This window comes from Bifidobacterium tissieri (assembly GCF_002259645.1).
GTDB classification, from domain to species: Bacteria; Actinomycetota; Actinomycetes; order Actinomycetales; family Bifidobacteriaceae; genus Galliscardovia; species Galliscardovia tissieri.
Window position 1 is genome coordinate 1 of the sequence record NZ_MWWV01000011.1, and the last position, 23589, is coordinate 23589.

Annotated in this window: 18 protein-coding genes and 1 tRNA gene; 8 read left to right on the forward strand and 11 right to left on the reverse strand. The window is 61.5% G+C overall.

The features are described 5' to 3' along the window. Together BTIS_RS07825 and gdhA are read left to right on the forward strand one after the other, a co-directional pair. Nucleotides 1-643: IS3 family transposase (locus BTIS_RS07825; protein ID WP_143248911.1), on the forward strand; the 643-nt coding region annotated here is incomplete at its 5' end. A gap of 201 nt (nucleotides 644-844) precedes the next feature. After that, nucleotides 845-2191, forward strand: coding sequence for an NADP-specific glutamate dehydrogenase (gdhA, locus tag BTIS_RS07830; protein WP_094664296.1), 1347 nt, complete (start codon nucleotides 845-847; stop codon nucleotides 2189-2191). 168 nt (nucleotides 2192-2359) lie between these two features. Here the strand turns inward: gdhA and BTIS_RS07835 are convergent, their stop codons facing one another. Further along, a complete protein-coding gene (locus BTIS_RS07835; RefSeq protein WP_094664298.1) occupies nucleotides 2360-3250 on the reverse strand; it encodes a prolipoprotein diacylglyceryl transferase in 891 nt (296 codons plus the stop codon). 217 nt (nucleotides 3251-3467) lie between these two features. Continuing rightward, nucleotides 3468-5168: a PspC domain-containing protein gene (locus tag BTIS_RS07840; protein WP_094664300.1), complete on the reverse strand. Its 1701-nt coding sequence runs from the start codon at nucleotides 5166-5168 to the stop codon at nucleotides 3468-3470. A 147-nt stretch (nucleotides 5169-5315) separates the two neighbouring features. Here BTIS_RS07840 and BTIS_RS07845 point away from each other — a divergent pair, with 147 nt between their 5' ends. The 3 genes from BTIS_RS07845 to BTIS_RS07855 all read left to right on the forward strand — a co-directional run bounded on the left by BTIS_RS07845 (nucleotide 5316) and on the right by BTIS_RS07855 (nucleotide 9196). Beyond that, a complete protein-coding gene (locus BTIS_RS07845; protein ID WP_094664302.1) occupies nucleotides 5316-6725 on the forward strand; it encodes an ATP-binding protein in 1410 nt (469 codons plus the stop codon). A 92-nt stretch (nucleotides 6726-6817) separates the two neighbouring features. Then, complete coding sequence (locus BTIS_RS07850) at nucleotides 6818-7552, forward strand: LuxR C-terminal-related transcriptional regulator (RefSeq protein ID WP_245819379.1); 735 nt, start codon at nucleotides 6818-6820, stop codon at nucleotides 7550-7552. Nucleotides 7553-7729: 177 nt separating this feature from the next. Beyond that, a complete protein-coding gene (locus tag BTIS_RS07855) occupies nucleotides 7730-9196 on the forward strand; it encodes a metallophosphoesterase family protein (protein ID WP_094664304.1) in 1467 nt (488 codons plus the stop codon). Between the two features lie 61 nt (nucleotides 9197-9257). On the opposite strand, the gene BTIS_RS07860 is transcribed toward BTIS_RS07855, so the two are convergent. Then, nucleotides 9258-9914, reverse strand: coding sequence for an HAD family hydrolase (locus tag BTIS_RS07860; RefSeq protein WP_158216874.1), 657 nt, complete (start codon nucleotides 9912-9914; stop codon nucleotides 9258-9260). 61 nt (nucleotides 9915-9975) lie between these two features. On the opposite strand from BTIS_RS07860, the gene BTIS_RS07865 reads away from it, so the two are divergent. Further along, on the forward strand, nucleotides 9976-10686 hold the full coding sequence (locus BTIS_RS07865) for a nucleotidyltransferase family protein (protein WP_094664308.1): 711 nt from the start codon (nucleotides 9976-9978) through the stop codon (nucleotides 10684-10686). Nucleotides 10687-10762: 76 nt separating this feature from the next. Here the strand turns inward: BTIS_RS07865 and BTIS_RS07870 are convergent. From BTIS_RS07870 to BTIS_RS07885, 4 genes are all read right to left on the reverse strand, one after another. Then, nucleotides 10763-10847 (reverse strand) — tRNA-Ser (locus BTIS_RS07870). Between the two features lie 92 nt (nucleotides 10848-10939). Continuing rightward, entirely contained in the window at nucleotides 10940-12094 is a 1155-nt protein-coding gene (locus BTIS_RS07875; protein WP_245819381.1) for an MFS transporter, read from the reverse strand. 360 nt (nucleotides 12095-12454) lie between these two features. Then, the gene (locus BTIS_RS07880; protein ID WP_094664312.1) at nucleotides 12455-14686 is read right to left on the reverse strand and encodes an exo-alpha-(1->6)-L-arabinopyranosidase; all 2232 of its coding nucleotides are present in this window, start codon (nucleotides 14684-14686) and stop codon (nucleotides 12455-12457) included. A 52-nt stretch (nucleotides 14687-14738) separates the two neighbouring features. Beyond that, nucleotides 14739-16058: an MFS transporter gene (locus BTIS_RS07885; protein WP_158216875.1), complete on the reverse strand. Its 1320-nt coding sequence runs from the start codon at nucleotides 16056-16058 to the stop codon at nucleotides 14739-14741. A 430-nt stretch (nucleotides 16059-16488) separates the two neighbouring features. Here BTIS_RS07885 and BTIS_RS07890 point away from each other — a divergent pair, with 430 nt between their 5' ends. Continuing rightward, the gene (locus BTIS_RS07890; protein WP_094664316.1) at nucleotides 16489-17085 is read left to right on the forward strand and encodes a TetR/AcrR family transcriptional regulator; all 597 of its coding nucleotides are present in this window, start codon (nucleotides 16489-16491) and stop codon (nucleotides 17083-17085) included. Between the two features lie 85 nt (nucleotides 17086-17170). Here BTIS_RS07890 and serS read toward each other — a convergent pair whose 3' ends face one another. Continuing rightward, complete coding sequence (gene serS / locus BTIS_RS07895; protein ID WP_094664318.1) at nucleotides 17171-18457, reverse strand: serine--tRNA ligase; 1287 nt, start codon at nucleotides 18455-18457, stop codon at nucleotides 17171-17173. A gap of 194 nt (nucleotides 18458-18651) precedes the next feature. Between serS and BTIS_RS07900 the strand changes: the two genes are divergently transcribed. Beyond that, nucleotides 18652-19932 (forward strand): diacylglycerol/lipid kinase family protein, encoded by a 1281-nt coding sequence (locus BTIS_RS07900; protein WP_094664320.1) that lies wholly within the window; start codon nucleotides 18652-18654, stop codon nucleotides 19930-19932. A gap of 83 nt (nucleotides 19933-20015) precedes the next feature. Here the strand turns inward: BTIS_RS07900 and BTIS_RS07905 are convergent, their stop codons facing one another. The 3 genes from BTIS_RS07905 to BTIS_RS07915 all read right to left on the reverse strand — a co-directional run bounded on the left by BTIS_RS07905 (nucleotide 20016) and on the right by BTIS_RS07915 (nucleotide 23573). Then, on the reverse strand, nucleotides 20016-20291 hold the full coding sequence (locus tag BTIS_RS07905) for an HPr family phosphocarrier protein (protein WP_094664322.1): 276 nt from the start codon (nucleotides 20289-20291) through the stop codon (nucleotides 20016-20018). A gap of 159 nt (nucleotides 20292-20450) precedes the next feature. After that, nucleotides 20451-21290, reverse strand: a complete 840-nt coding sequence (locus BTIS_RS07910; protein ID WP_094664324.1) for a PRD domain-containing protein — start codon at nucleotides 21288-21290, stop codon at nucleotides 20451-20453. Nucleotides 21291-21371: 81 nt separating this feature from the next. Further along, nucleotides 21372-23573, reverse strand: coding sequence for a glucose PTS transporter subunit IIA (locus tag BTIS_RS07915; protein ID WP_094664326.1), 2202 nt, complete (start codon nucleotides 23571-23573; stop codon nucleotides 21372-21374). Nucleotides 23574-23589 lie beyond the last annotated feature (16 nt).

The window sequence follows — 23589 nt, forward strand, 5'->3', positions numbered from 1 at the left end:
CATCGTCGTCTCCGCGAAGCGCGTCATGCGGCTGATGACCCGCCATGGCATGGTGCCGGTGTTCAAGAGCGCGAAGCGCTACAGCTCCTACAAGGGAGAGATCGGCGGCGCGCCGGCCAATCTCGTCAACCGCGACTTCCACGCCGCGAATCCGAATGAGCTGTGGGTCACCGACATCACCGAGTTCTCGATCCCCGCGGGCAAGGTGTACCTGTCGCCGGTGATCGACTGCTACGACGGCATGCCGGTCGCGTGGACGATCGGCACCAGCCCCAACGCCGCGCTGGCCAATGGGATGCTCGAGGACGCGTGCGCCACGCTCAAACCCGGTCAGACGCCCGTCATCCACTCCGACCGGGGATGCCACTACCGGTGGCCCGAATGGATTCGCATCTGCACGGATCATGGATTGACGAGGTCGATGAGCGCGAGGGGCTGCAGCCCGGACAACGCCGCCGCCGAGGGGTTCTTCGGCCGGCTCAAGCAGGAGTTCTTCCACAAGAGGAGCTTCCAGGGCGTCACGATCGACGAGTTCATTGCGATGCTGGACGAGTACATGGTCTGGTACCGGGACAAGCGCATCAAACTCGAATACGGGATGAGCATCATGGACAAGCGCATCCAGCTCGGGCTCGTCGCCTGAACACATGTGATATCGTTCTGAACGACCATTCAGACAACGAAGTCCAACAAAACGTCACCACCCCCTTCCTTTGCTGGACATCCTGTTTTATGATGAGGATGTTTCATCAATCAGAGCATCGCCGCCCGTCCATGACTGTCGCGTTTATCGATGACGGGGGAAATCGAGGGCGGCATGACTCCCAACATGCTAAGGAGCATGATGCTGAACAACGAGTATCTCAAGCGCGTCTACGCACAGGTGGAACAGCGCGACGGAGACCAGCCCGAATTCCTGCAGGCCGTGCGCGAGGTCTTCGAGACCCTCGAGCCGGTTGTCGAGAAGCACCCCGAGTACGAGAAGAACGGCGTTCTCGAGCGCATCGTCGAGCCCGAGCGTGTGGTCAAGTTCCGCGTGGCCTGGGTCGACGACGAGGGCAAGGTGCAGGTGAACCGTGGCTACCGTGTTCAGTTCAACTCCGCCATCGGACCGTACAAGGGCGGTCTGCGTTTCCACCCGACCGTGAACGAGGGCGTCATCAAGTTCCTCGGCTTTGAGCAGATCCTGAAGAACAGCCTGACCACGCTGCCGATGGGCGGCGGCAAGGGCGGCTCCGACTTCAACCCGAAGGGCAAGTCCGACGCCGAGGTCATGCGCTTCTGCCAGGCCTTCATGACCGAACTGTGCCGTCACATCGGCCAGTTCACCGACGTTCCCGCCGGCGACATCAACGTGGGCGGCCGTGAGATCGGCTACCTGTTCGGCCAGTACAAGCGCATCCGCGACGAATACTCCGGCGTGCTCACCGGCAAGGGCCTGGAGTTCGGCGGCTCGCTCGCCCGCACCGAGGCCACCGGCTACGGCGTGTGCTACTACACCGCCGAGGCGCTGCGCGTGCTGAAGAACGATTCCTTCGAAGGCAAGACCGTCGTGATCTCCGGTTCCGGCAACGTGGCCATCTACGCCGCGCAGAAGGCTGAGCAGCTGGGCGCCAAGGTCGTCACCGTGTCCGATTCCAACGGCTACGTCTACGATCCGAACGGCATCAACGTCGACGTGGTCAAGCAGATCAAGGAAGTCGAGCGCGGCCGCATCAAGGAGTACGCCGAGCGCGTGGACGGCGCCGAGTACCACGAGGGCTGCTCCGGCGTGTGGACCGTGCCGTGCGACATCGCCCTGCCGTGCGCCACCCAGAACGAGATCAACGAGGAGTCCGCCAAGGCTCTGGTCGCCAACGGTTGCAAGGTCGTCGTCGAGGGTGCGAACATGCCGAGCACCCCGGAGGCCATCGCCGTGTACCAGGAGAACGGCCTGCTGTACGGCCCGGCCAAGGCTGCGAACGCCGGTGGCGTGGCCGTCTCCGGTCTGGAGATGAGCCAGAACAGCTACCGCCTGAGCTGGTCCTTCGAAGAGGTGGACGCCAAGCTCAAGAACATCATGGAGACCATCGTGTCCGAGTCCCTGGCCGCTGCCAAGGAGTACGGTCACGAGGGCGATCTGATGCTCGGCGCCAACGCCGCCGGCTTCGTCAAGGTCGCCAACGCCATGGTCGCCCAGGGCGTGCTGTGATCTGACTTGATCTGCTCTGATCTGATTCGCTGATACGCGAGACGAACAGTGCCCTACCGTCTGTACTCGGTAGGGCACTGTTCGTTTCCGTACGCGTTTCGTATCAGTGCTCCAACACTCCAGCGCTCTCAACCACGATCCGTAGCGTTCCGCCACGTCCGCACCTGATCACTTGCTTACCGCCCGGACGTGATGAAATGTACGGATAAGAACACCCGCGATGAGGGCAAGTCCGGAGACGGCGAGAAGCACCGCCAGCAGAATGGCGTCGATGGAACCGGATTGCGCGGAGAACACCGGCTCAGGGAAGCGGTAGACGGCAAGGAAGCCGATGCTGGAGAGCATGAGCAGAATCAGGCCGAAGGTGACGGTCAGCGCGCTGACACCGGTTTTCCACGGGGAGGATTCTTCGGTTTTCTCGGATTCGTTGCGTTCCTTGTCTGGTTCGGTCGCGAGTGCAGTCGTGGCCTTGTTGTCGGTATCCCCAGAATTATGCGCAGGGGTGTGCACGGTATCGGATCGCGTCGCGGAATTATCCCCAGAGTTATCGTCGCCGTCCACAGTGAGCCGCACAGCCTTGCCTGGAATCGGAATCGTGGATTCGGCCGGTGCGTCGGCACGGAATTCCCCAGTATAGGGGACGTCGGACGCGGCCTGCACGGTTTCGGCGGTTCGTGTCGCGGTTGACTTTGCCGCCGATGCCGTGGACTGCGACGCTGCGTCCGACGATGTCACCGCCGGTATTGTCATCGTCGGCGCCACCTCGTGCGCAGCCGACGCGTGTGCATCAGACGACGTGACGGGCAGCGGCGTGGTGGGGGGAAGATCACTGGCAGTATCGACGGTATCGCCGGACCTGCCAGACGCGGTTTTCGGCAGTTCAACGGTGCTAACGGAATCCGCGGAGAACAGCGGTACTTTGGCCGCATTGGCGGCAAAGGGATTCGCGGACGAGACGGAATCGTCGGCGGACAATACAGGAACATTGTCGAGGGATGCGGAAGCGGGGTTGCCGGTGGGGTCGGTGTCGGACTTGCGGTTGGATGATGCAGAAGCCATGATGACAGTCCTTAGCTTTGGGTTCAGGTTCGAATTCGAATTCATGTGTGTTGTCTGAATTCGAACGATTGATGGTGTGCAATTGGGTATGTGATGATGTGCGTCATCGTGCGATCGGCTGTGTGATCGTGCGTTTGCAGTTGTCGTCCACGAACACGAAACGACTGCATGCAACACACGAATTCGCGAGCACGATCAGGACGGGAATCAGGGCAAATCAGGACTTGGGGGCGATCACCTCGACCGAGGCGAAATGAATGGATGCGTCGATTCTGAGCAGTTTGGTGTCGTCATAGGACCAGTAGGTGTTGTCCGACGACAGATCGTATGCGTCCCCATCGGAATACTCGCCGTTCGAATCGGCACTGTCAGCGCTATCGGCACTGCCCGCGCTATCGGCGCCGTCAACACTGTCAGACTGGAAACCCGCGGCATCGGCGGACACCTGGCCGCTGGCAAGATCGTCGTATGAGTGATCCGTGAATCGACTCAGCCACGGCGAACTCGAGGACAGACCCTGCAGGCCATCGATACCGGTCATGTACCCCATCGATTCGTTGCCCAGCAGGAAACTGCATCCCTTGGGCATGCGCACCACGAGTTTCGCATATTCCACGTGCAGGTGAATGGTACCGGTCGGGCATTCCTGCAATTGACTGAGATTGATCGTCGCGCGACTGGACAGATTGAAGGAGCGCTCGCCGCTTAACGTCAGACCGTCACGATACATCTGCATCTGATCGTCGCCGGACCCCAACTCAAGGTTCGAAGAGACTGTTTTCCGAACGGGATAGTGCGATTCGTCGGCGGAAAACGTGCCGGCATACATGATTCCGGACATCGACAGCACCGTCACGGCGACGAGAAACAGCGCGGCGATCGGCAACAGTCCGCCGGACTTGCGGCCGAGGAATCCGAGCACCACCAGCGTCGCACCCATTGCGAGCGCGGCGGCGCACACCCAGAGCAGCACATTGCGGATGGCATCCAGCTGACTCGTCTGCGCGACGACGTTCGTCAGCAGCACGCCGGCCAGCGAAATCAGCAGAAGGCCGCAGGTCACGCCGACCACGATGAATCCGGCGGGGCGTCGACGTGGACGCCGGACGGTCGGGCGCGGCATCGTAGACGACGCGGCCGCGGATGTCGTCGGAGATGAGCCAACCGACGGGTCAACGTTCATGACGGGAATCGGGATGGATGAGACCGCCGAGGCGGGCCGCCCGTCATCAACACCGTCATCAACACTGTTCTCAACGCTGTCATCACCGTTGCCAGCGCTACCGCCGCGTCCGCCTGAAACCGGACGAATCCGACTGGACGGCACCACCACATATTGCGCGTGCGATCCGCTCCAGTTCAGGAACATCAGCAGCACTGCCGTGGCGATGCAGAACATCCAGAATCCACTCATGCCGCGGACCGCCCCGCCCATCAGCGACGACGGCAGACTGCACGCCGTAATGAACGCGGTCCAGAACAGTGCGCTCGCGCCGACGAATGGCCACGACAGTTTGGCATGACCGAAGTCCTGCAGCAGAATGCGTCCGGTGCGTCCGTCGGGCAGAATCAACCATGCCAGCGCATACACCGCCGCGCCTACGCCGAAGAAACAGCAGGCCGCCACGAATACGGCGCGGATCAGCAGTTCGCTCACGCCGATGCGATAGGCGATGCCACTGCACACGCCGCCGATCCACCGGTACGGCGAGCGCTCCACCGCGCTGGCCCGCACCCAGCGGAAGAATCGGATCTGTTTGGGGGGATTATGCTGCGCAGACTGCGACGATGCGGCGGTCTGAGCGTCATCGTTGCGAGCGCCGGCATGGATACCGGATGTATCGGAGGCCGACGTCCCGGGACGCTTCCCGGTCGCGGATCCGGCCGTCTTTGAGTTCGTTGTCTTGTCGTTGTTCATACCTTTATGAGACCACGCTCTCGTATCACTCGTCTATGAGGGTTCGCCCTGATCTTTGCCTGACATTTGGCGATGATTGCCTGATCTTTGCCTGACATCGTTGGGGAATCGGCATGGCCTGACGTTGACTACGGTAGGACTGGAATCATGATGATCGTATGGAATTCCCCGATGCGTGTGATGCCGCGAGCCGATGCCCTCCGACTGGCCGCCGAGCATGGGCGGGACGACGATGGGCTGGGCAACACCGTCAACGAAACGGCGACGCCCCTGGCACTCGCGTCCGCACCGCTGCTGCGTCCCGACCGCAGGCACGGCGGATTGCTGTGTGGCGTCTGTTCGGGACTGGCCGCTCACCTTGGTCTGCCCACGCCGCTGGTACGCGCGCTGATGGTATTGCTTGCGCCGGTATTCGGTTTCAGTCTGGTGCTGTATGTGTTCCTGTGGGAGTTCGTTCCGCGTGGCGATCCACGCGCATCCTCACACGAGCCGCCGGACTTTGCGCAACTGCCACTGGCCAGGGGCAACGCGCGGATCGTTGAGATGGACGAACCGTCGAATGCGAACGCAAGTGCAGGCGCAGGAGCAGGCGCAAGAGCCCGATCATTCGCCGACATTTTGCACGACGCGTCCACGATTTCAGTGGTCGTCGCCACCTACACGGCATTGATTCCCGTGTCGGCGATCGTGGGCATGCTGGTTCACGAATCGTCGCCCGTGCTGACGCTGCTGTTCGCGGCCACGGGCGTGCTCGCCGACTGGTCGCTTCGCCGGTATCCGCGGACTTCCGGCAGGATCAGTCTGGTCACCGGATGTTCGTTCCTGATGCTGGCGTTGCTGGCATTCGCCTCGTCGATCGGGTATGAGGATTCCCGTGGCATACCGTTGCGCATCATCGTCTGCGTGATCATGCTGATGACCGCCGGCGCGATGATGATCCGTCCTCGTATCGCCGAAATGACCCGTCGTCTTGCCGACGAACGCGCGGCGAAGGAGCGTGAGGAGGAGCGCGCCGACATGGCCGCGCATCTGCACGATGGTGTGTTGCAGACGCTGTCGCTGATTCAGGTGAACGCCGACGATCCGGCGATCGTGCGGCAGCTGGCCCATGCGCAGGAGCGCGAACTTCGTTCCTGGCTGTATCAGAAGCGCGCGGTGGCGGCCCAGTCGTTCGCCGCGGAGCTCAAGGACGTGGTGGCCGATATGGAGGCTCGCACCGGCACGACGATCGAAACCGTGACCGTGGGCGACGCGCATCCCGATGAGTCGCTCACCGCTCTGCTGGAGGCGACACGTGAGGCGTTGACGAACGCCAGCCGTCATGGCCGGCCGCCGATCAGCGTGTACTGTGAGGTGATGGACGACGGCGTTGATGTGTATGTGAAGGATCACGGTGATGGTTTTGATCCGTCGCTGGTTCCGGAAGGCCGGCTGGGGGTGCGCGAGTCGATTGTGGGCCGTGTGCGTCGGCGCGGCGGGCATGTGGATATCGATTCGTCGGCCCGGCTCGGCACCGAAGTGCATATGCATATGCCGATTGTCGGCGGACTGTCATGAAGGACGCACAGGATCGTACGGAACCGTGCGGAATCATGCGGAACCGTGCGGAATCATGAGCCGCGCGAAGAATGGGAGGAAGGGTGACGACGATGTCCGAGGCAATGATGGACAGTACTCAGCCCGATGAGCACATCACCGTGGCCATCGTGGATGATCATGAGGTGTTTCGCGCCGGCGTGATCACGATTCTCGGCGATCGGTTCGATGTGGTCGGTCAGGCGGCGGATGTGGAGGGGTCGGTGGCGATGATCACGCAGACCAAGCCGGATGTGGTGCTGCTTGACGTGCACGTGCCGGGAGGAGAGGGCGGCGGAGGCGCGGAGATCATTCTGAAGTCACGCAAGGCCTCGCCGAATTCCGCGTTTCTGGCGCTGTCGGTGTCGGATTCCGCCCAGGATGTGGGCTCGGTGATTCGAGCCGGGGCGCTGGGATATGTAACCAAGACGATCTCGCGTATGGATCTGATCTCCTCGATTCATCAGGTGGCGCAGGGGTACACGGTGTTCTCGCCAAAGCTGGCGGGATTCGTGCTGTCCATGTTCCAGGCCGGAGCGGCGAACACCGGCGATCCCGGATCGTCCAACGGCACGGCCAACGTAGGGTCCACACCCCGCGCTGAATACGATGACGAGCTGAACCAGCTCACTCCTCGCGAGCGCGAGGTGATGCGTCTGATCGCCCGCGGCTACACGTATCGGGAGGTGGCGGCCAAGCTGTTCATCTCCATCAAGACCGTGGAAACCCATGCCTCGCGCGTGCTACGCAAACTGCAGCTGTCGAATCGGGCCGAATTGATCCGTTGGGCGTCCGATCGCAACATCTAACGGAGAAAAAATCACACAACTGCAATGTACCCGAATTGGAGCATTGGAATTCCAACGGTCATTATGGCGTACATTGCAGTTGTGTGATTTTTTGAATATGTATGGAAGGCAAACAGCAGCTTTCGACTTCGCACACAGCCGTATATTCCTTCATCCCCCGTAATACAGTGGATAAATATGAATCTTCGATTTCGTAAAAACGGCACGTTCCGAGTGCTGCAGATGGCCGATATTCAGGACGGTCCTGACGTCAATGAGGACACTATCCGCCTGATTCGTGCGGCGATCGCGGAAGGAGATCCCGATCTTATCGTGCTCACCGGCGATCAGATCCGCGGATATGATCCCGCCTACATTGACACGTTCCTGCGTCGTCGTGACGATGAGCCCGGCGAGCATATCCGTTCGGTGACCAAACTTGAGGCCCGCGTACGCGGCATCACGCCGATGGACGAGTCCGGCCCCGATGTGGACGCCGACGCCGCCGATCACAAGGCGCTGCTGGCCGCCGCCATGGACGCCACCCGACAGAAGGTTCGTCGCACCTTCGCATCGTTCCTGTCGCCTGCGATCGAGGCGCATGTGCCATTCGCGGCCACGTATGGCAATCATGACTTCCAGTGCGGCATTCTCGTGGACGAGCAGGATGACATGTATCGCGAGTTCGACGGCTGCCTCAATCCGAAAACCGACGCGCACACCGACACGAACGCCAACACCAACCCGCTGACCTGCGAGCCCGGCACGTTCGCCCTGCCCATCGCGGCGTCGGATGGCAGCGATCGCATCGCCATGAGCGTGATGATGGTCAATTCCGGCGACTACGCCGGCAAGGCCGGGGACGAGGACGGCGAGCCCGCCTCCTACATGGAAGGCACTCCGCAGGCGCTGCACTCCTTCACTCACGAGCTCTACGCCCGGCATTCCAGGACCATCGATCTGGCCGACAGCGCCGGCTACGGCTCCCCCAGCCCCGAGGCCCTGCAGTGGCTCGGTGACGTGCAGCGTCATCTGGGCGAGGCCAACGGCGACAACGCGCCGGTACCGTCCATCGTGTTCCAGCATATTCCCCCGCAGGAGTTCTACCGCTGCCTGAGGCAGGTTCCCGCGTGGACGCCCAACGCCGTGGAGGGCACGCGCGCCTTCGCCCACCGTTGCTACGTGATCGACGAGTCCATTTGCCGTCCCGGCGCGATACTCGGCGAATCGATCGGATGCCCGGATGAGGATTGCGGCGAGGTGGACGCCATGCGCAACGCCGGCGGCTATTTCGCCCTGTTCACCGGCCACGATCACAAGAACGCGTTCATCGGCCATGTGGATGGCATGGATCTGGGCTACGCCCCCACCTGCGGATTCGAATCCTACGGCCCCAAATCGGCGTTGCGAGGCATCCGTCTGTTCGTGTTCCACGAGGACGATCCGGCCGCCTACGACTCCCGCATGCTCACGTTCGGCGAACTGATCGGCCGCCACAGCGGCAACGAACTGCGCGTGTTCATCGGCGATCATCTCATGACCGATGGCGCTTCGGTACGCAATCAGCTGCGCCGTCCGAAGGTGTTCGCGGCGGCCCTGCTCACGGCCGCAACCACCGCCCATGTGGTCTGGCACGATGTGATCCGCCGCCTGTGGCGCAGATAGTCAGGTATCAAGTAGTTGAAGGTTGAGGGTAGGGTTGAGGGTTGCACCCCCGCAACCCTTCTCATCTTGAGAACGCGCCGAACCCGGCAAGCTGGGCACGCGCGTCAAGCGCGTTGGTGAACACGAAGGAACGGAATCCTGCCTCCTGCGCCGCGTGCACATTCCATGTCTTGTCGTCGATGAACACGGACCGTCCGGGATCGATGTCGAATCGTTCCGCGGCCAGTTCATAGATCCGACGATCAGGCTTCTTCAGCCGTTCGGTGGACGAGACGACCACGTCACGCAGCAGATGCAACGACGGGTACTTCCCCATCGCGAAGTCCACGGCGTCCTGCGTGAAGTTCGTCAATCCCCACATCGGCACGCCACGACGGTCAAGATCGACAAGCAGCGTATCCATGCCCGTGATCATGCCGCGGAACGCCTGCTCACGATGCGCGTAATACACGTCGAACATGCGCTCACACGGATCGCCCTGATGATGCGTCCGGTAGTCGGCCGCCGCCTCGGCCGGGTCGAGACCGCCGTCGAGCAGACCGTCGTAATGCCACATGCCGTACGGCGCATCCTCATCGTAGAAATCCCGCCAGGCGTCGATGCCAAACTCGGCGGTCAGCAGATCATACGTGCCACCCCGGGGATCCCAGTTGAGCAGCACGTCGCAGAAGTCAAAGACGACGTTCAATCCGTCGCGATCATGATTGTTCCCACTCATATCACTCATATCGGCGACACTAGCACGCACCGTCATGCCACGCCGGGCCTAGACTGGCCTCATGAGACGAAGTCTGATCGATCTGTACACGTGGCGACCGCAGGTGGTGGCCGCGCTGTGTGATGCTTTTGGCGATTCGTTGCGATGTGTGGGGCTGCAGGGCAGTTATCTGCGCGGCGAGGCCAATCCGGACAGCGGCATCGATTTGCTCGTCATTCTCAACGACATGGATATCGACGACCTGTCGACGCTACGACGGGTGATCCGCGATCTGCCGTACGGCGAGCGCGTGGTGATGTTCGCGTCCGGCCGGCGGCAGCTGGCGCACTGGCCGATGTATGAGCTGTTTCAGTTCGCACAGGGCACGGAGACGTGGTACGGCAGTCTGGAGAACAATCTGCCGAGCATGGAGCCGCGTGACACCGTGCTGGGCGCGCAGGCCAGTCTGGCGAGTCTGTATCATCTGACGAACAATGCGTTTCTGCGTCATGGCGATGATCTGGAATCCTGCGTGGAGACGTTGCACGCTGCGTACAAGCATTTCTTCTTCTCCCTGCAGATCATCGAGTATCTGCGGACGGGGCGGTTCCTGCCGACGAAGAGCGATCTGCTGGAGGTGTGCGTACGCGACGGGCATGACGATGAGGCCCGGATGATGGAGTTGAGTATCGACGACAACTCGATTCGTATTGCGATCGCCGATCATGATCTCAATGCTCCGTATCGTTGGCTGCTCGACTGGGTGAGTCGTTCGATGCGACTGCTGGGCTGACCGACGTGCAGCGGCGCGTAGCACATATCAGCGCATATGCAAAGGGCTCCTCAGCAATCGCCAAGGAGCCCAATCGCGGACAGAACGAGATTCGAACTCGTGGTGGCTTGCGCCACAACGGTTTTCAAGACCGTCTCTTTAGACCGCTCAGACATCTGTCCACGGAATTTGCGAGCGGGAGTTCCCCGAACGCAAAAGCACGCGAACCATCATAATGCAAAGCGGCCGGTTCGCCAAACCGATCGGTGTTCGCTCACTTGTTCTGGGCGGCCTCGCGGCGTTTGAGGTCCACGTTCAGCCACACGGCGGTGAGGAACGCGCAGACGGCGAAGATGGCACCGAACGGGCCGAGCCAGCGCATGCCGATGTGGTCGGTCACCAGACCGCCGACGGCCGACCCCAAGGCGATGCCGATGTTGAACGACATCGAGTTGAATGAGGATGCGAGATTCAGCGATCCGGGATGGGTGGCCGCGGCCACGTCCATGTACAGCACCTGCGACGACGTGTTCTGCAGATACATGAGGAAACCGAGGGCCAGCAGCACCACGCACCCGATGATGGGGTTGAGCACGGCGAACGGCAGTGCGACCATGAACACCGCCTGGATCAGGTAGATCGGACGCCCCTTGACCAGCGGCACCACGCCACGGCCACGGTCACCGAGCTTGCCGCCATACAGGTTGCTTGCCAGACAGGCCAGACCGTATGCGGCGAGCGCGACCGAGATGTACTGCGAGGGAATGCCGATCTCCTGTTCGAGGATTGGCGTGAGATACGTGTAGAACACGTAGCTGGCAGCGGCCGCGAACACGACGGCGAGGATGCCGCCCCAGATGCGCTTCTCGGTGAAGATGAAGAACTGGGCGAGGAACCGCGACTTGGGGCCGTAGTGGTTCTTCGGCAATACGACGCACATGAGCACGATCAGTGCCACGGTGAGCACGTTGATGACGTGGAATGCCCATCGCCAGCCAAACGTGTTGGCGATGGATGTGCCGATCGGCACGCCGAACACGGACGCGATGGAGAATCCGGAGAACACCCAGGCCACGAATTTGGTGCGGTTCTTCGGTGTGGCCACGTCGTCGGCGAAGGTCATGGATACGGCCACGGTGGTGCCGGAGATCAGTGCGATCACGATTCGTGCGGTCACGAGCATGCCGTAGCCGACGGCGAACGCGCACATGATATTGCCGATGAGGAACACGATGGCGAGGAACAGCAGCGTGCGGAATCGTTCGAACCGGGAGCTGATCGATGCGCCGATCGGGGTAGCGGGCGCGTAGACGAAGGCGAACAGCGAGACGAGTCCGCCCACGGTGGTCAGGGATACGTTCAGACCTTCGGCGATGTCGGGCAGGATGCCAACGACGATGAATTCGCTCATGCCGAGCATGAAGCTCATGGCGATCAGGGAGATGACCGGCAGGGTGAAGAACCGATCATCGCGCAGAGCCGGAGCGCCGGCGGCCGATGCGGACTGAACAGCCGCACGGGAGGATTCGCTTTTGACGTTCTTCTGGCTGGCGAGTTTCGACTCCTGCGTCATATGGTGATCTCTTCCACATACGTCTCCGTCCATGCGATTGCGAACGGAGATCATCCTATAGGGACACGTAAAAAATAACGCTGTCTCCTGACAAGAAAAACGCCGGCCCCGTCGTAGCCAAGACAACGGAACCAGCGCTTGCGCAATAGTGCGATTCTCATCGGAAGCAGGCGAAACCAGGATCCGACTTCGCTATTCAGCTACTCCGCTACTCCATTACCGGATCAACGCCGCCTTATAGTCGGCGAGCACGGATTCCTTGAACCAACGCCCCTTGGGGCCGACGAAGGTGGTGATGCTGTTCAACGGCACCGTGAGGAAGAACATGGCGTTCACCTCGTCCTCGGGCCAGAACGTGGAACCGTCCTGTTCGAATTCCGTCGCACGAGCCTTGAAGATCGCGGAACCGAGCGGGTCGTCGAGCCATTCCTTGACCGTGGACATGTCGGTCAGGTGAAGGGCCTTGCCGTCGCCGTCGAGCGTGATGAAAACGGTATCGTTCACGTCACGGGACGAGGAGGCGAATTCGATCGTGTAGTCGCCGGCCTCCACGTGCCAGTCCTCGTAGCGCTCGGACCAGTAGGCGAACGCACGATCGTCAAGATCAAACTCCACGGTCTTGCTTTCACCAGGCTTGAGATCCACCTTGGCGAATGCCTTGAGCTCATGGCAGGGGCGTACCGCGGACGAATCGTGGTTCGGCGCCACGTACACCTGCACCACCTGCGAGCCTTCGCGATCGCCGATGTTGGTGACGACCGCGCTCACGGTCGCACTGGTCGGGCCGGTCACCGTGGCCTTGGCATCGCCGATCTCGAATGCGGTGTAGCTCAGTCCGTAACCGAACGGATAGGCGACTTCAAGATCGCGGCTGTCATAGTAGCGGTAGCCGACGAAGATGCCTTCGCCATAGTCCACATAGCCTTCACCGCCGGGGAAGTTCACCATCGACGGATTGTCTTCGATATCCAGAGGAATGGTTTCGGACAGACGTCCGGTGGCGTCCACGTCGCCGTACAGCACATCGGCGATGGCTTCGCCGCCGGCCTGGCCGAGCAGCCATGCTTCAAGCAGTCCCTTGGCGTCGGATTGCCAGTCACGCACGGAGACCACAGCACCATTGGACAGCACGACCACCACGTTGGGGTTGACCACGGAGACGGCGTGCAGCACTTCGATCTGCTTGGCCGGCAGGTCAATGTCCGTACGATCGTAGCCTTCGGATTCAGCGCTGTCGGGTAGCCCCAGGAACATGACCACCTTATCGGCGTTCTGCGCCACCGCGACCGCTTCGCCGGTCAGCGCACCATCCTGCTTGGCATCGTCGAGCGTGAAACCGGGAGCGAAGTCGGTCACCACGCCGCGTTCGGCGAGCGCGTCGAGGAAGGAGACCATGCGGGTGGGGTTGATGTGGGAGGATCCTCCGCCCTGATACCGCGGGGTGCGGGCGAATTCGCCGATGACGGCGATCTTCTCATCCTTGGCGAGCGGCAGGATGCCACAGTCGTTCTTGAGCAGCACGATGGATTCCCGCGCCGCACGGCGGGCGATCTCATGGTGGGCGGCCACGTCGAACGTGTAGTCGCGTTCCATGGCGGGACGGGTCTTCTCGAGCAGGTCGAGCATGCCCTGCGCCATGCGATCGAGCTGTCGTTCGTCAAGGCGTCCCTCACGTATGGCGATCACCACGTCATCATCGGTGTTGCTGGGAGGCATTTCGAGGTTGAGCCCAGCGGCGACGGATGCGGCACGGTCATGCACGGCACCCCAGTCGCTCATCACGATGCCATCATATCCCCATTCGTCGCGCAGCACCGTGGTGAGCAGCCACTGGTTTTCAGAGGAGAACACTCCGTTGATCTGGTTGTATGAGCACATCATGGTCCACGGCTTGGCATGCTTGACGATGTATTCGAATGCAGCCAGATAGATCTCGCGCAGCGCGCGCTCGGTGATACGCGCGGAGACGCGCATGCGGTCGGTTTCCTGATTGTTGGCGGCGAAGTGCTTGAGCGAGGTACCGACGCCCTGCGACTGCACGCCTTCGATGAGCGCGGCGGGCAGGCGGCCGGCGAGCACCGGGTCCTCGGACCAGTATTCGAAGCAACGACCTCCCAGCGGGTTGCGTTTGATGTTTACGCCGGGTCCGAGGATGACAGCCACCTTCTCCTGCACGCATTCCTCGCCCATGGCCACACCGACCTCGCGCGCGAGTTCGGGATTCCACGAGTTGGCGAGGCCAGCGGCTGGCGGGAAACAGGTGGAGGGTACGGCATCATAGAGTCCCGAGGCGCCGGTGGACTGCTTCATCTTGCGGAGGCCGTGGGGGCCGTCGGTGATCATGTATCCGGGAATGCCCTTGGATTCCACACCGGTGAGATGCCAGGCGTCCGCGCCTGAGGTGAGGGTCGCCTTTTCTTCGAGTGTGAGTTCGTTGATGTTGACCATAATGTGCTCCTTTGCGCTGTTTTGATGATGGTGTGTGCTGGGATTGATTGGGTTACTTGGCCTTGCGGATCAGGGCGATGAACACGCAGGAGATCACGAGCACGATCGCACCGATGAGGAAGGCGAGCTGGTAGCTGTCGAACGCCATGACGATGATTGATGTGGCGACCGGACCGGCCATCTGACCGACCGTGTTCGACAAGTTGAGGATGCCGAGATCCTTGCCGGCTTCGGCTTTGCTGGGTAGTACGTCGACGTTGAGTGCCTGATCACAGGCGTTGTATACGCCGTATCCGAAACCGTACAGGCCGGACCATGCATACATGGCCCATACGCTCGGCGCGAAGGCGGGGATGAGGAAGCCGATGGCGATGATCACGGCGGCTCCGATCACGAGGGCCTTGCGTCGCTGGATGAGGTCGGAGAGCGGACCGGTGACCGCTGATGCGATGAGCGAGGCGATCATGATGATCACGGCGGTGACAGACAGCACGGTGGCGGAACCAGTGGCGTCGAGTCCGATGTACTGCTGCAGGATGTATAGCTGGTAGTTGACGATCATGTACATGGAGGTGACCATGAACAGACGTCCAAACAGAGCCAGGTAGAAGTCGCGGCAGTTCTTGGTGGGCGGGGTGAATGCCTTGATGAGCGAGCCGAAGCCTTCGTTGGTGCGAGGTAGGTTCTGCGCGGAGGGCTCCTTGGGCCAGATGACCACGACGAGCAGGCCGGTGACGCCGAGCAGTACGCCCGACAGCAGGATACCGAAACCAAGGTTGTGGATGAGCTGGGCACCGACGATCTGTCCAACGGACTGGCCGACGGTCACGCCGAGGCCGTAGGCGGCGGACATGCTGGCTCGGTTGTTCTCCGGCACGCGGTCGGACAACACGGCGAGGAACGGGGCGAGCAGCATGTTGAGGAACAGCTGGGCTCCGCACCAGCACAGAATGATCAGCGCGGGACTGCCGACGACGGAGGTAAGCCAGAGGAACAGTCCGGCAAGAGCGGCACCGACGATCATGAACGGCGACCGACGACCGAAGCGGGAACGGGAGCGATCGGACAGGGTGCCCCACAGCAGATTGGCGGCAAGCGCCACGAAGGCGCCGATGGAGTTTAGCTGGGCCACGAGCGCGGTAGGGTTACCCACGCCGTCATCGAGGAACCGCTGCGGCAGCAGGATGCCGATGGCCGCGGCGAATGGCGCATACCACAGGATGCCACACAGCAGAAATCCGGTGAGGAATCGCGCGCGCTGCGCCATGGTGATGGGTTGGCTGGCAAGGGCTTCGATCGCATCGTGCGCGCTGATCGCCCCATCGGGCTGTTCGAGTCCTGCTTCTGTATGCTTTGCCTGCGAGTCTGTCATGCTCATCCACTCCTTTGATATGAGCCGCTTCGCCGGCGGCGAAGCGCATCCTTCCCATGCCCTGACGCGGTAGGTCTGCTTCGACCCCTCGCATCCCGCGACCAAATGATCAGATTGGTTGATCAATCAGTCGAATCGTCAATCGGGCTTGTACAACCAACACTCATTTTTACTTGAGTAAAATTTGACCGTACGTAAAAAATATACCAGATGGTAAAAAAGTGCAAGAACGTTAGAATATGAGGCGTGTCCAACCATATATACGCATTACATAGGCGGCAAGCAATCACGCATTAACATCACAAAACCACTGCGGTATCACACACTTCTCATATCGGACTTTACCGTTAGGTAAAAGTTATGTACGCTAATATACAACTGGCACCGTTGCCGGCCACATTCATCACGACACTATGGGAGAGCAGCCATCATGAGCAAGTTCGACAATCGTCTCGACACGATACTCGATGCAGCTACGGAACTGATGGCCAAATACGGGTTCTATGGAACTTCGCTCGACCGCATCAGTGACATGACCGGCATGAGCAAGCAGAATCTGCTCTACTACGTGAAGAACAAGAAGAACCTGCTCACACTGATCATCACCGAACGCTACGACGAGACTCCGGAATTCGTAAGCTTCATCAACCGCCACACCCGCGGTAACCCGGAATACGAAGGCCCCACGCCACTGCCCGCCTACTACCGCCTACTGGCACGTGTCAACGAGAAGCGTCCCGTATTCGTGCAGCTGTTCAGCATGCTCAATGCGGAGACACTGGAACCATCACACCCCGCACACGACTACTTCATCAAACGAGAAAATAAAACGCTGGCCTGGGCCGGCCGTGCCGACTGGCAGATTCCTCCCGGCGTGGACCTCCACACCACCATGCGCGTATGCGACGCCACCATGGACGGCATTCAGGTGCAATGGCTGCACGACACCAGTACGCCATTGACCGAGCTCTGGGCCGCATGCGAAGAACGGCTCTTCCCCTCCCCCATCTGGGATGGATATCGCTGACCTGAACAGGCACAACAAAAAATTCCCTCCCCGGGAAGGGGAGGGAATTCAAGACTCGGATCCGACGGATACTCCGGAATCGGAATCAGGCTTCCCAGGAGGTGGGCTCGATGACCTCGCGGCCGCCCATGTACGGACGCATGGCCTGCGGGATCACGATGGATCCGTCCTTCTGCTGGTGGTTCTCGAGGATCGCCACGATCCAGCGGGTGGTGGCCAGCGTGCCGTTCAGCGTGCTCACCGGACGGGTGGAGCCGTCCTCGGTGCGCTCGCGGATGTTGAGGCGGCGGGCCTGGTATTCGGTGCAGTTCGAGGTGGAGGTGAGCTCGCGGTAGCGGCCCTGCGTCGGCACCCAGGCCTCGCAGTCGAACTTGCGGGCCGCGGAGGAGCCGAGGTCGCCGGCCGCGGTGTCGATGATGCGGTACGGCAGCTCCATCTTGCCGAGCATCTGCTGCTCCATGCCGAGCAGCGCCTGATGCTGGGCGCGGGAGTCCTCCTGCTTGCAGTAGACGAACATCTCCACCTTGTTGAACTGGTGCACGCGGATGATGCCCATCGTGTCCTTGCCGGCGGCACCGGCCTCACGACGGTAGCAGGAGCTCCAGCCGCAGTAGCGCAGCGGGCCGTTCTCCAGATTCAGGATCTCGTTCTCGTGCATGCCGGCGAGCGCCACTTCGGAGGTGCCGACCAGGTAGTCATCATCGGGCTCGCGCAGGCGGTAGATCTCATCGGCGTGCGCATTGAGGAAGCCGGTGCCGGCCATGACCTCGGGACGCACCAGCGTGGGGGTGATGGTGGTGATGAAGCCGTTCTCCTCGGCCTGATCCACGGCCATGGTGAGCATGGCGATCTCCATGCGGGCCACGGCTCCGCGCAGGAAGTAGAAGCGGGATCCGGAGACCTTCACGCCGCGACGCATGTCGATGCCGGCCACGCCCACACCGAGATCGAGGTGGTTCTTCGGCTCGAAGCCCTCGGCCTCGAAGTCGCGCGGGGTGCCGATCTTCTTGACGACCACGTAGTCGTCCTCGCCGCCTTCGGGGGCTTCCGGCTCCACGATGTTGGACAGCTTCCACATGGCGGAGGTGTATTCCTCGGCGGCCTTGTCGGCCTCGGCCTTGTATTCGGAGACCTTGTTGGCCAGCTCCTTGGTCTCGGCGATGATCGCGGCCTTCTGGTCGGCCGGAGCGGAGGCGACCTTCTTGCCCATGGCCTTCTGCTCGGCGCGGGCGGCTTCGAATTCCTTCAGCGCCTCGCGACGGGCGGTGTCGGAACGCAGCACCTCGTCCACGAGTTCCACGGATTCGCCACGCTTGCGCTGCGATTCCTTGACAACGTCGGCGTGTTCACGGATGAATTGAATATCAAGCATACGGTTTACGTTAACGCCCACATGAGACACGGACAGCAACGCTCTTTCCGTTGATTTTTCGGCCCGTCCGCGGTATTTGCACAAGTATCGCCCGAGTTGGGACAACGTTTGGATGCAGCGGATTTTGTGGGAAAACGGAAGAAATCTGCGAGCCGTTGCGGATTTGCACGCCGATCGGATAACACAATGGGAATATGTTGTCATCGTTGTCCCCCCTGTGGATCGCGCTTATCGTGATCGTCGTGGTCGCCGTCATCGGCGTTGTCGTTTTCTTCGCCGTGCAGGCGTACCGCAAGCATCGGCTGGCGACGGCCATCGTGCAGAGGGACAAGGCACCGGTACATTACGCGTTCATTCTCAACCCGTCCAAGCCCGGTGCCGAAGAGGTCAAGCAGCAGATCCTCGAATTCTTTGAATCGCATCACCTTGCCGAACCGATGATCGTGGAGACACAGCTCGACAAGGACGGACGCGATTGCGCTCGCGAGGCCATGGCACGCGGCGCGGACGCCATCGTGGCGGTGGGCGGCGACGGTACGGTACGCACGTCCGCCAGCGCGGTGGCCGGCACGGATCGTCCGTTCGGCATCGTGCCGATCGGCACGGGCAATCTGTTCGCCCGCAATATGGGCATTCCACTCGGCGACGTCGAGGCCGCACTCACCGTGGCCACGTCGCACGGCTCCCGCAAGGTCGACATGGGCCGTATGGCGCTGCTGGATTCAGATGAGCCGGAACGCAAGCACGCGTTTCTGATCATCGCCGGCATCGGTTTCGACGCGGCGATGATCGACGACACCGATCCCGCGCTGAAGAAGAACATCAGCTGGCTCGCGTATTTCGTTGGCGGCGTGAAGAACCTGTTCACGCCGCACTATCACGGCGATGTGACGATCATCGGCACGGACGGCAAGGAACAGACGTCGAAGAACATCTCGTTCCGTACGTTCATGGCCGGCAACTGCGGCCAGATTCCCGGTTTTTCGTTGATGCCGGAAGCCTCGTACGACGACGGCATCCTTGACTTCGAACTGATCGACACGACCGGCGGTCTGATCGGCTGGGCGAACCTGTTCGGCGATGTGGTGCATCAGACGATCATGGGCAAGCCCGGGCAGAACCCGCTGTCGACGAACTCGTCCGTCGATCAGATCCAGGGAGTCCGCGCCCGTATTCGTCTGGAGAAGCCCGCTCTGGCCGAAGTGGACGGCGACATTCTGGGCAAGACGTCACTGATCGAATTCAGCGTGCAGCATCGCGCCCTGTGCGTGCGCGTACCCGAGGTGCCCGCGACCGTATCCGACGCCACGGGCGTGATCGCGCCGGTGAACGTGCCGGAAAGCAAGGACGGCAAGGCCGAGAATTCCGCGAATGCTGAAAATACTGACCCGTCGAAAACCGAACACAAGGACGGCAAGGACGACGCCGGTGACCATGCCGACAAACAGTCCGCACAACACCAGTCAGCAGACTGAACACAACCAAACCCGAATCACAAACTGAACCGAAACCGACCGGTTCGCCTTGACGTCAGGAGACGCTGGGAGCCCTTCTGACGTCAAGGTCTGACGTCAAGGTCGCTGGAGAGCAGCGCGGTCAGCGAGTCCAACGCACGCTGCGCCTCGGCGGAATCGTCGTTCACGCTCACGGTGACGGTGTCGGCACCGTCCACATTCAGCATCATGATCTCCAACGTGCTGGCGGCGTCGGCCTCCCCGGCCGGCGTGGCAATGCGCACCTCGAACCCGGAATCCTGCACGGCCTGGGCGAACAACGCGGCCGGGCGGGCATGCAGTCCGAGCGGAGTGCCGACCTTCACGGAACGGGAAAGCATAGCGGTCCTTTCTGTTGACCCATCCGGAACAGTTCCGGCAATATCCTGTCACATCCGGATGATCACAGTACAGTCAGGCGGTCGTCAATACGGATGGACGACCGCCAGTCAGCACAAGTAGCATTATCAGCGCCATCAAACGAACGTCGGGCCGCCCGGTCACGCGGCCTTGCCCGCCACACGCGCCACGTGCAACGCCAGATACGCCACCTCGTCCTCGGTGATGTCGGCATCGAGTCGCAGCTCCAGCACCGAGGCGATACGCGACGCGCACTGCATGGCCTCCGGATAGGAGTTCCGGATGGCGGACACGATCGGATCAGGTTCGGATTCCAGCTGCTTGTGCTGATGGATACGCACGAACAGATACCGCAGATGCGTGATGAACCGTCCCACGTTCACCGACGACTGGTCGAGTTTCACACCGTAGCTCTGCTCGATGATCGCCAGCATCTGCTGGATCACGCCCGTCATCGTATACGTGTATGTCAGATCGCCCGATGCGAAACCGGCGTTCACCAGATGCATGGTCAGCGCGGTTGACTCCTCGTCCGGCAGCACGCCGTCGAACCGCTTGTTCAACGCGGCGAGCAGCATCTGCGCCTGCACGTATTCACGCGGGTACAGGTTGCGCACCTCGCCCATCAGCGGGTAGGCGATATGCACGCCCTTGCGGATGCGCGCCACGGCGTTGTCCACGTGATCGGCGAGCGCCACGACGAGCGTGGTGCTGCCCAGCTCGGATTCGTCCAGTCCGGCCTCGCGCATCGATTCAAGTACGGCACGCAGTGTCTCCGGCGGGATGTCAGTGAGCATCTGCGCCAGATGGTCGGGATCACGCCCGTCCGATGGCACGAACTTGCGCACCACGCTCGCCGGGTCGATCCTTTTGCCCGGCTTGCCTTGGAAGCCGATGCCTCGACCGGTGATGATCACCTCGCCACCGTCATCGTCCTTGGCGAGCACGACGTTGTTGTTGAACACGCGAAGTATTTCCATACCGAATCCCTGTTCCCTTCATCCCATGTCGTTCAGTGCATGTCGTTGATCGTTCAGTATCGTCAGCGCTATCCGATGCCGTCAGCGTTCCACTCTGATCGCCGTATCGCCCGGTTGCAGCATGACGTCGAGTACCGGCGAGACCGTTGCCATCCGACTGCTGTTGGTCACGGTCATCACCGTCACCGCATTGCATCCGGAATCGACAATGCGGCCGAAATCAACCGTCGCCAACACATCACCGGCTCTCACTCGTGCTCCTTTGGACGCCATCATGGCAAAACCCGTGCCTTGCATCTTCACTGTACCAATACCGATATGCACCAGCACCTCGATGTCGTCGTCGGTTTTGATACCGAACGCATGCCCGGTTTTGGCCACGGTTTTGAGAATGCCCGACACGGGTGCGATCACGGGCGTTTCCACGCCGCTGACGGGATCGGATGACGGCAGCACGCCCACGCCTTCGCCGAGAGCGCGTGAAGCGAACACGGGGTCGTCCACGTCGTCGAGCGCGACCGTGCGGCCTGGCACGGGGGATCCGATGAGGGTGACACCGTCCTCGATGGGCTCGACGGACTCGACGGATTTGATGGGCTCGCCAGGTTTGGCGGACGGTGTCTCGACGGTCTTCGCCGTTCCACTGCCATCGTTCCCCGCATCGTCATCGTTCTCTGTACCGTCATCGTTCGCAGACGTATCGTCATCGGCCGAATCCGCGTCCGCGCCGGCCGCGCGCATGCGTGCGCGCTCCTCCGGAGTGCGATAGTCGAGCGCCATGATCAGCAGCATCGGCACCGTGAATCCCACGCCGATCGACACCATATACACCCACATCGGGTCGAACACCGGTATCGTCAGCAGCGACGTGAACGCGAACGCGCTGGCGGTGACCACGTGCACCACCGTTCCCGACGGCGTGACCGAGGGGAACATGAGCCCCAGCACGCCAATCACCACGCCGCCCGCAGCACAACCGGCGAGCATTCGACGGTAGATCAGACGATGCCGAAGATGGATGCCATACAGGCTCGGCTCGGTCAGGCCGCCGAGCAGCCCGGCAGTGAGCGCGCCCAACGCCGTGGACCGCATGGCCTTGTCATGCTCGCGCAACGACACGATGAGCACGCCGGCCGTGGAACCGAAGCAGGCGAAGTTCCACACGGCCATCGGCCCCTGAATGAAGTCGTAGCCGAGCATCTGCACGTTCATCAGCATGAGCGCGTTGAGCGGCCAGTGCAGTCCCACCGGCACCAGGAACGGATAGATCAACGGCAGCAGCACGGCGAACGCGAACGGCGCATGCACGCTCAGCCATGCCAATGCCGCGCAGATGCCGTTGCTCAGCCACACACCGAACGGTCCGATCACGAATCCGGTGAGCGGCGTGATCACCGCCATGCTCAGAAACGGCAGGAACACCATGCGCATGTTGGCCGGCACCACGCGGCGCAGACCGTGGTAGAGTCCGGCGAGCGCCAGCACCATCAGCAACGGCACGAACACGTTGCCGCTGTAGTCGCTCACCAGCATCGGCACGCCGAACACTTGCACCACGCACGATCGCATTCCCATCGTCGCGTCGACCGAGCAGGACGCGGTCGGCAGATCCATGAGCCCCGTGTACTGCGGTGTCATGAACGCGGCCATGATCATCGCGCCCAGCCAGGGGTCGACCTTGAGCTTGCGCGACGCGTTATACGCGACGATGATCGGCAGGAAATAGAACACGCCCTTCCACATCACGGTGATAAACGTCCCGCCGGGCGAATCGTCGCCGCCGACGGTCATGCCGAACGCGGTGGCCAGATTGACGATGGCGATGATGATCGAGGCCCCAAGCAGCACGCCGATGATCGGACGGAACGAATCGGATAGGTATTCGAAGAACCATGTCAGCCATCGTGCGCCGCGTTCCCGCCATGCGGTGAATGTGGGGATGGGTGTGTCGGATACGGCCTCGTCGAGCGTTGCGTCGTCTGTGGTAGTTCCCGTGTCGGCGGTTTCGACGTCGTCGGCGTCGACATCGGTCATGCCGGGCAACGCCATCACGGCATGGTAGATGTCCTCCACATCACCGCCGATGACCACCTGATACCGGTCGCCCTGACGGGGGAATCCGGCCAGTACCGCGGGATTGGCGTCGATCGCCGCCTGATCGACTAGTGTCGCGTCGGCCAGTTCGAACCGCAGACGGGTGGCGCAATGCGTGAGTCCGCGAACGTTGCCCGCTCCCCCGATGGCCGCGATGATCGCCCGCGCCGTATCACGTTCGCTCGCCATGGTCCGATCTCCCTCG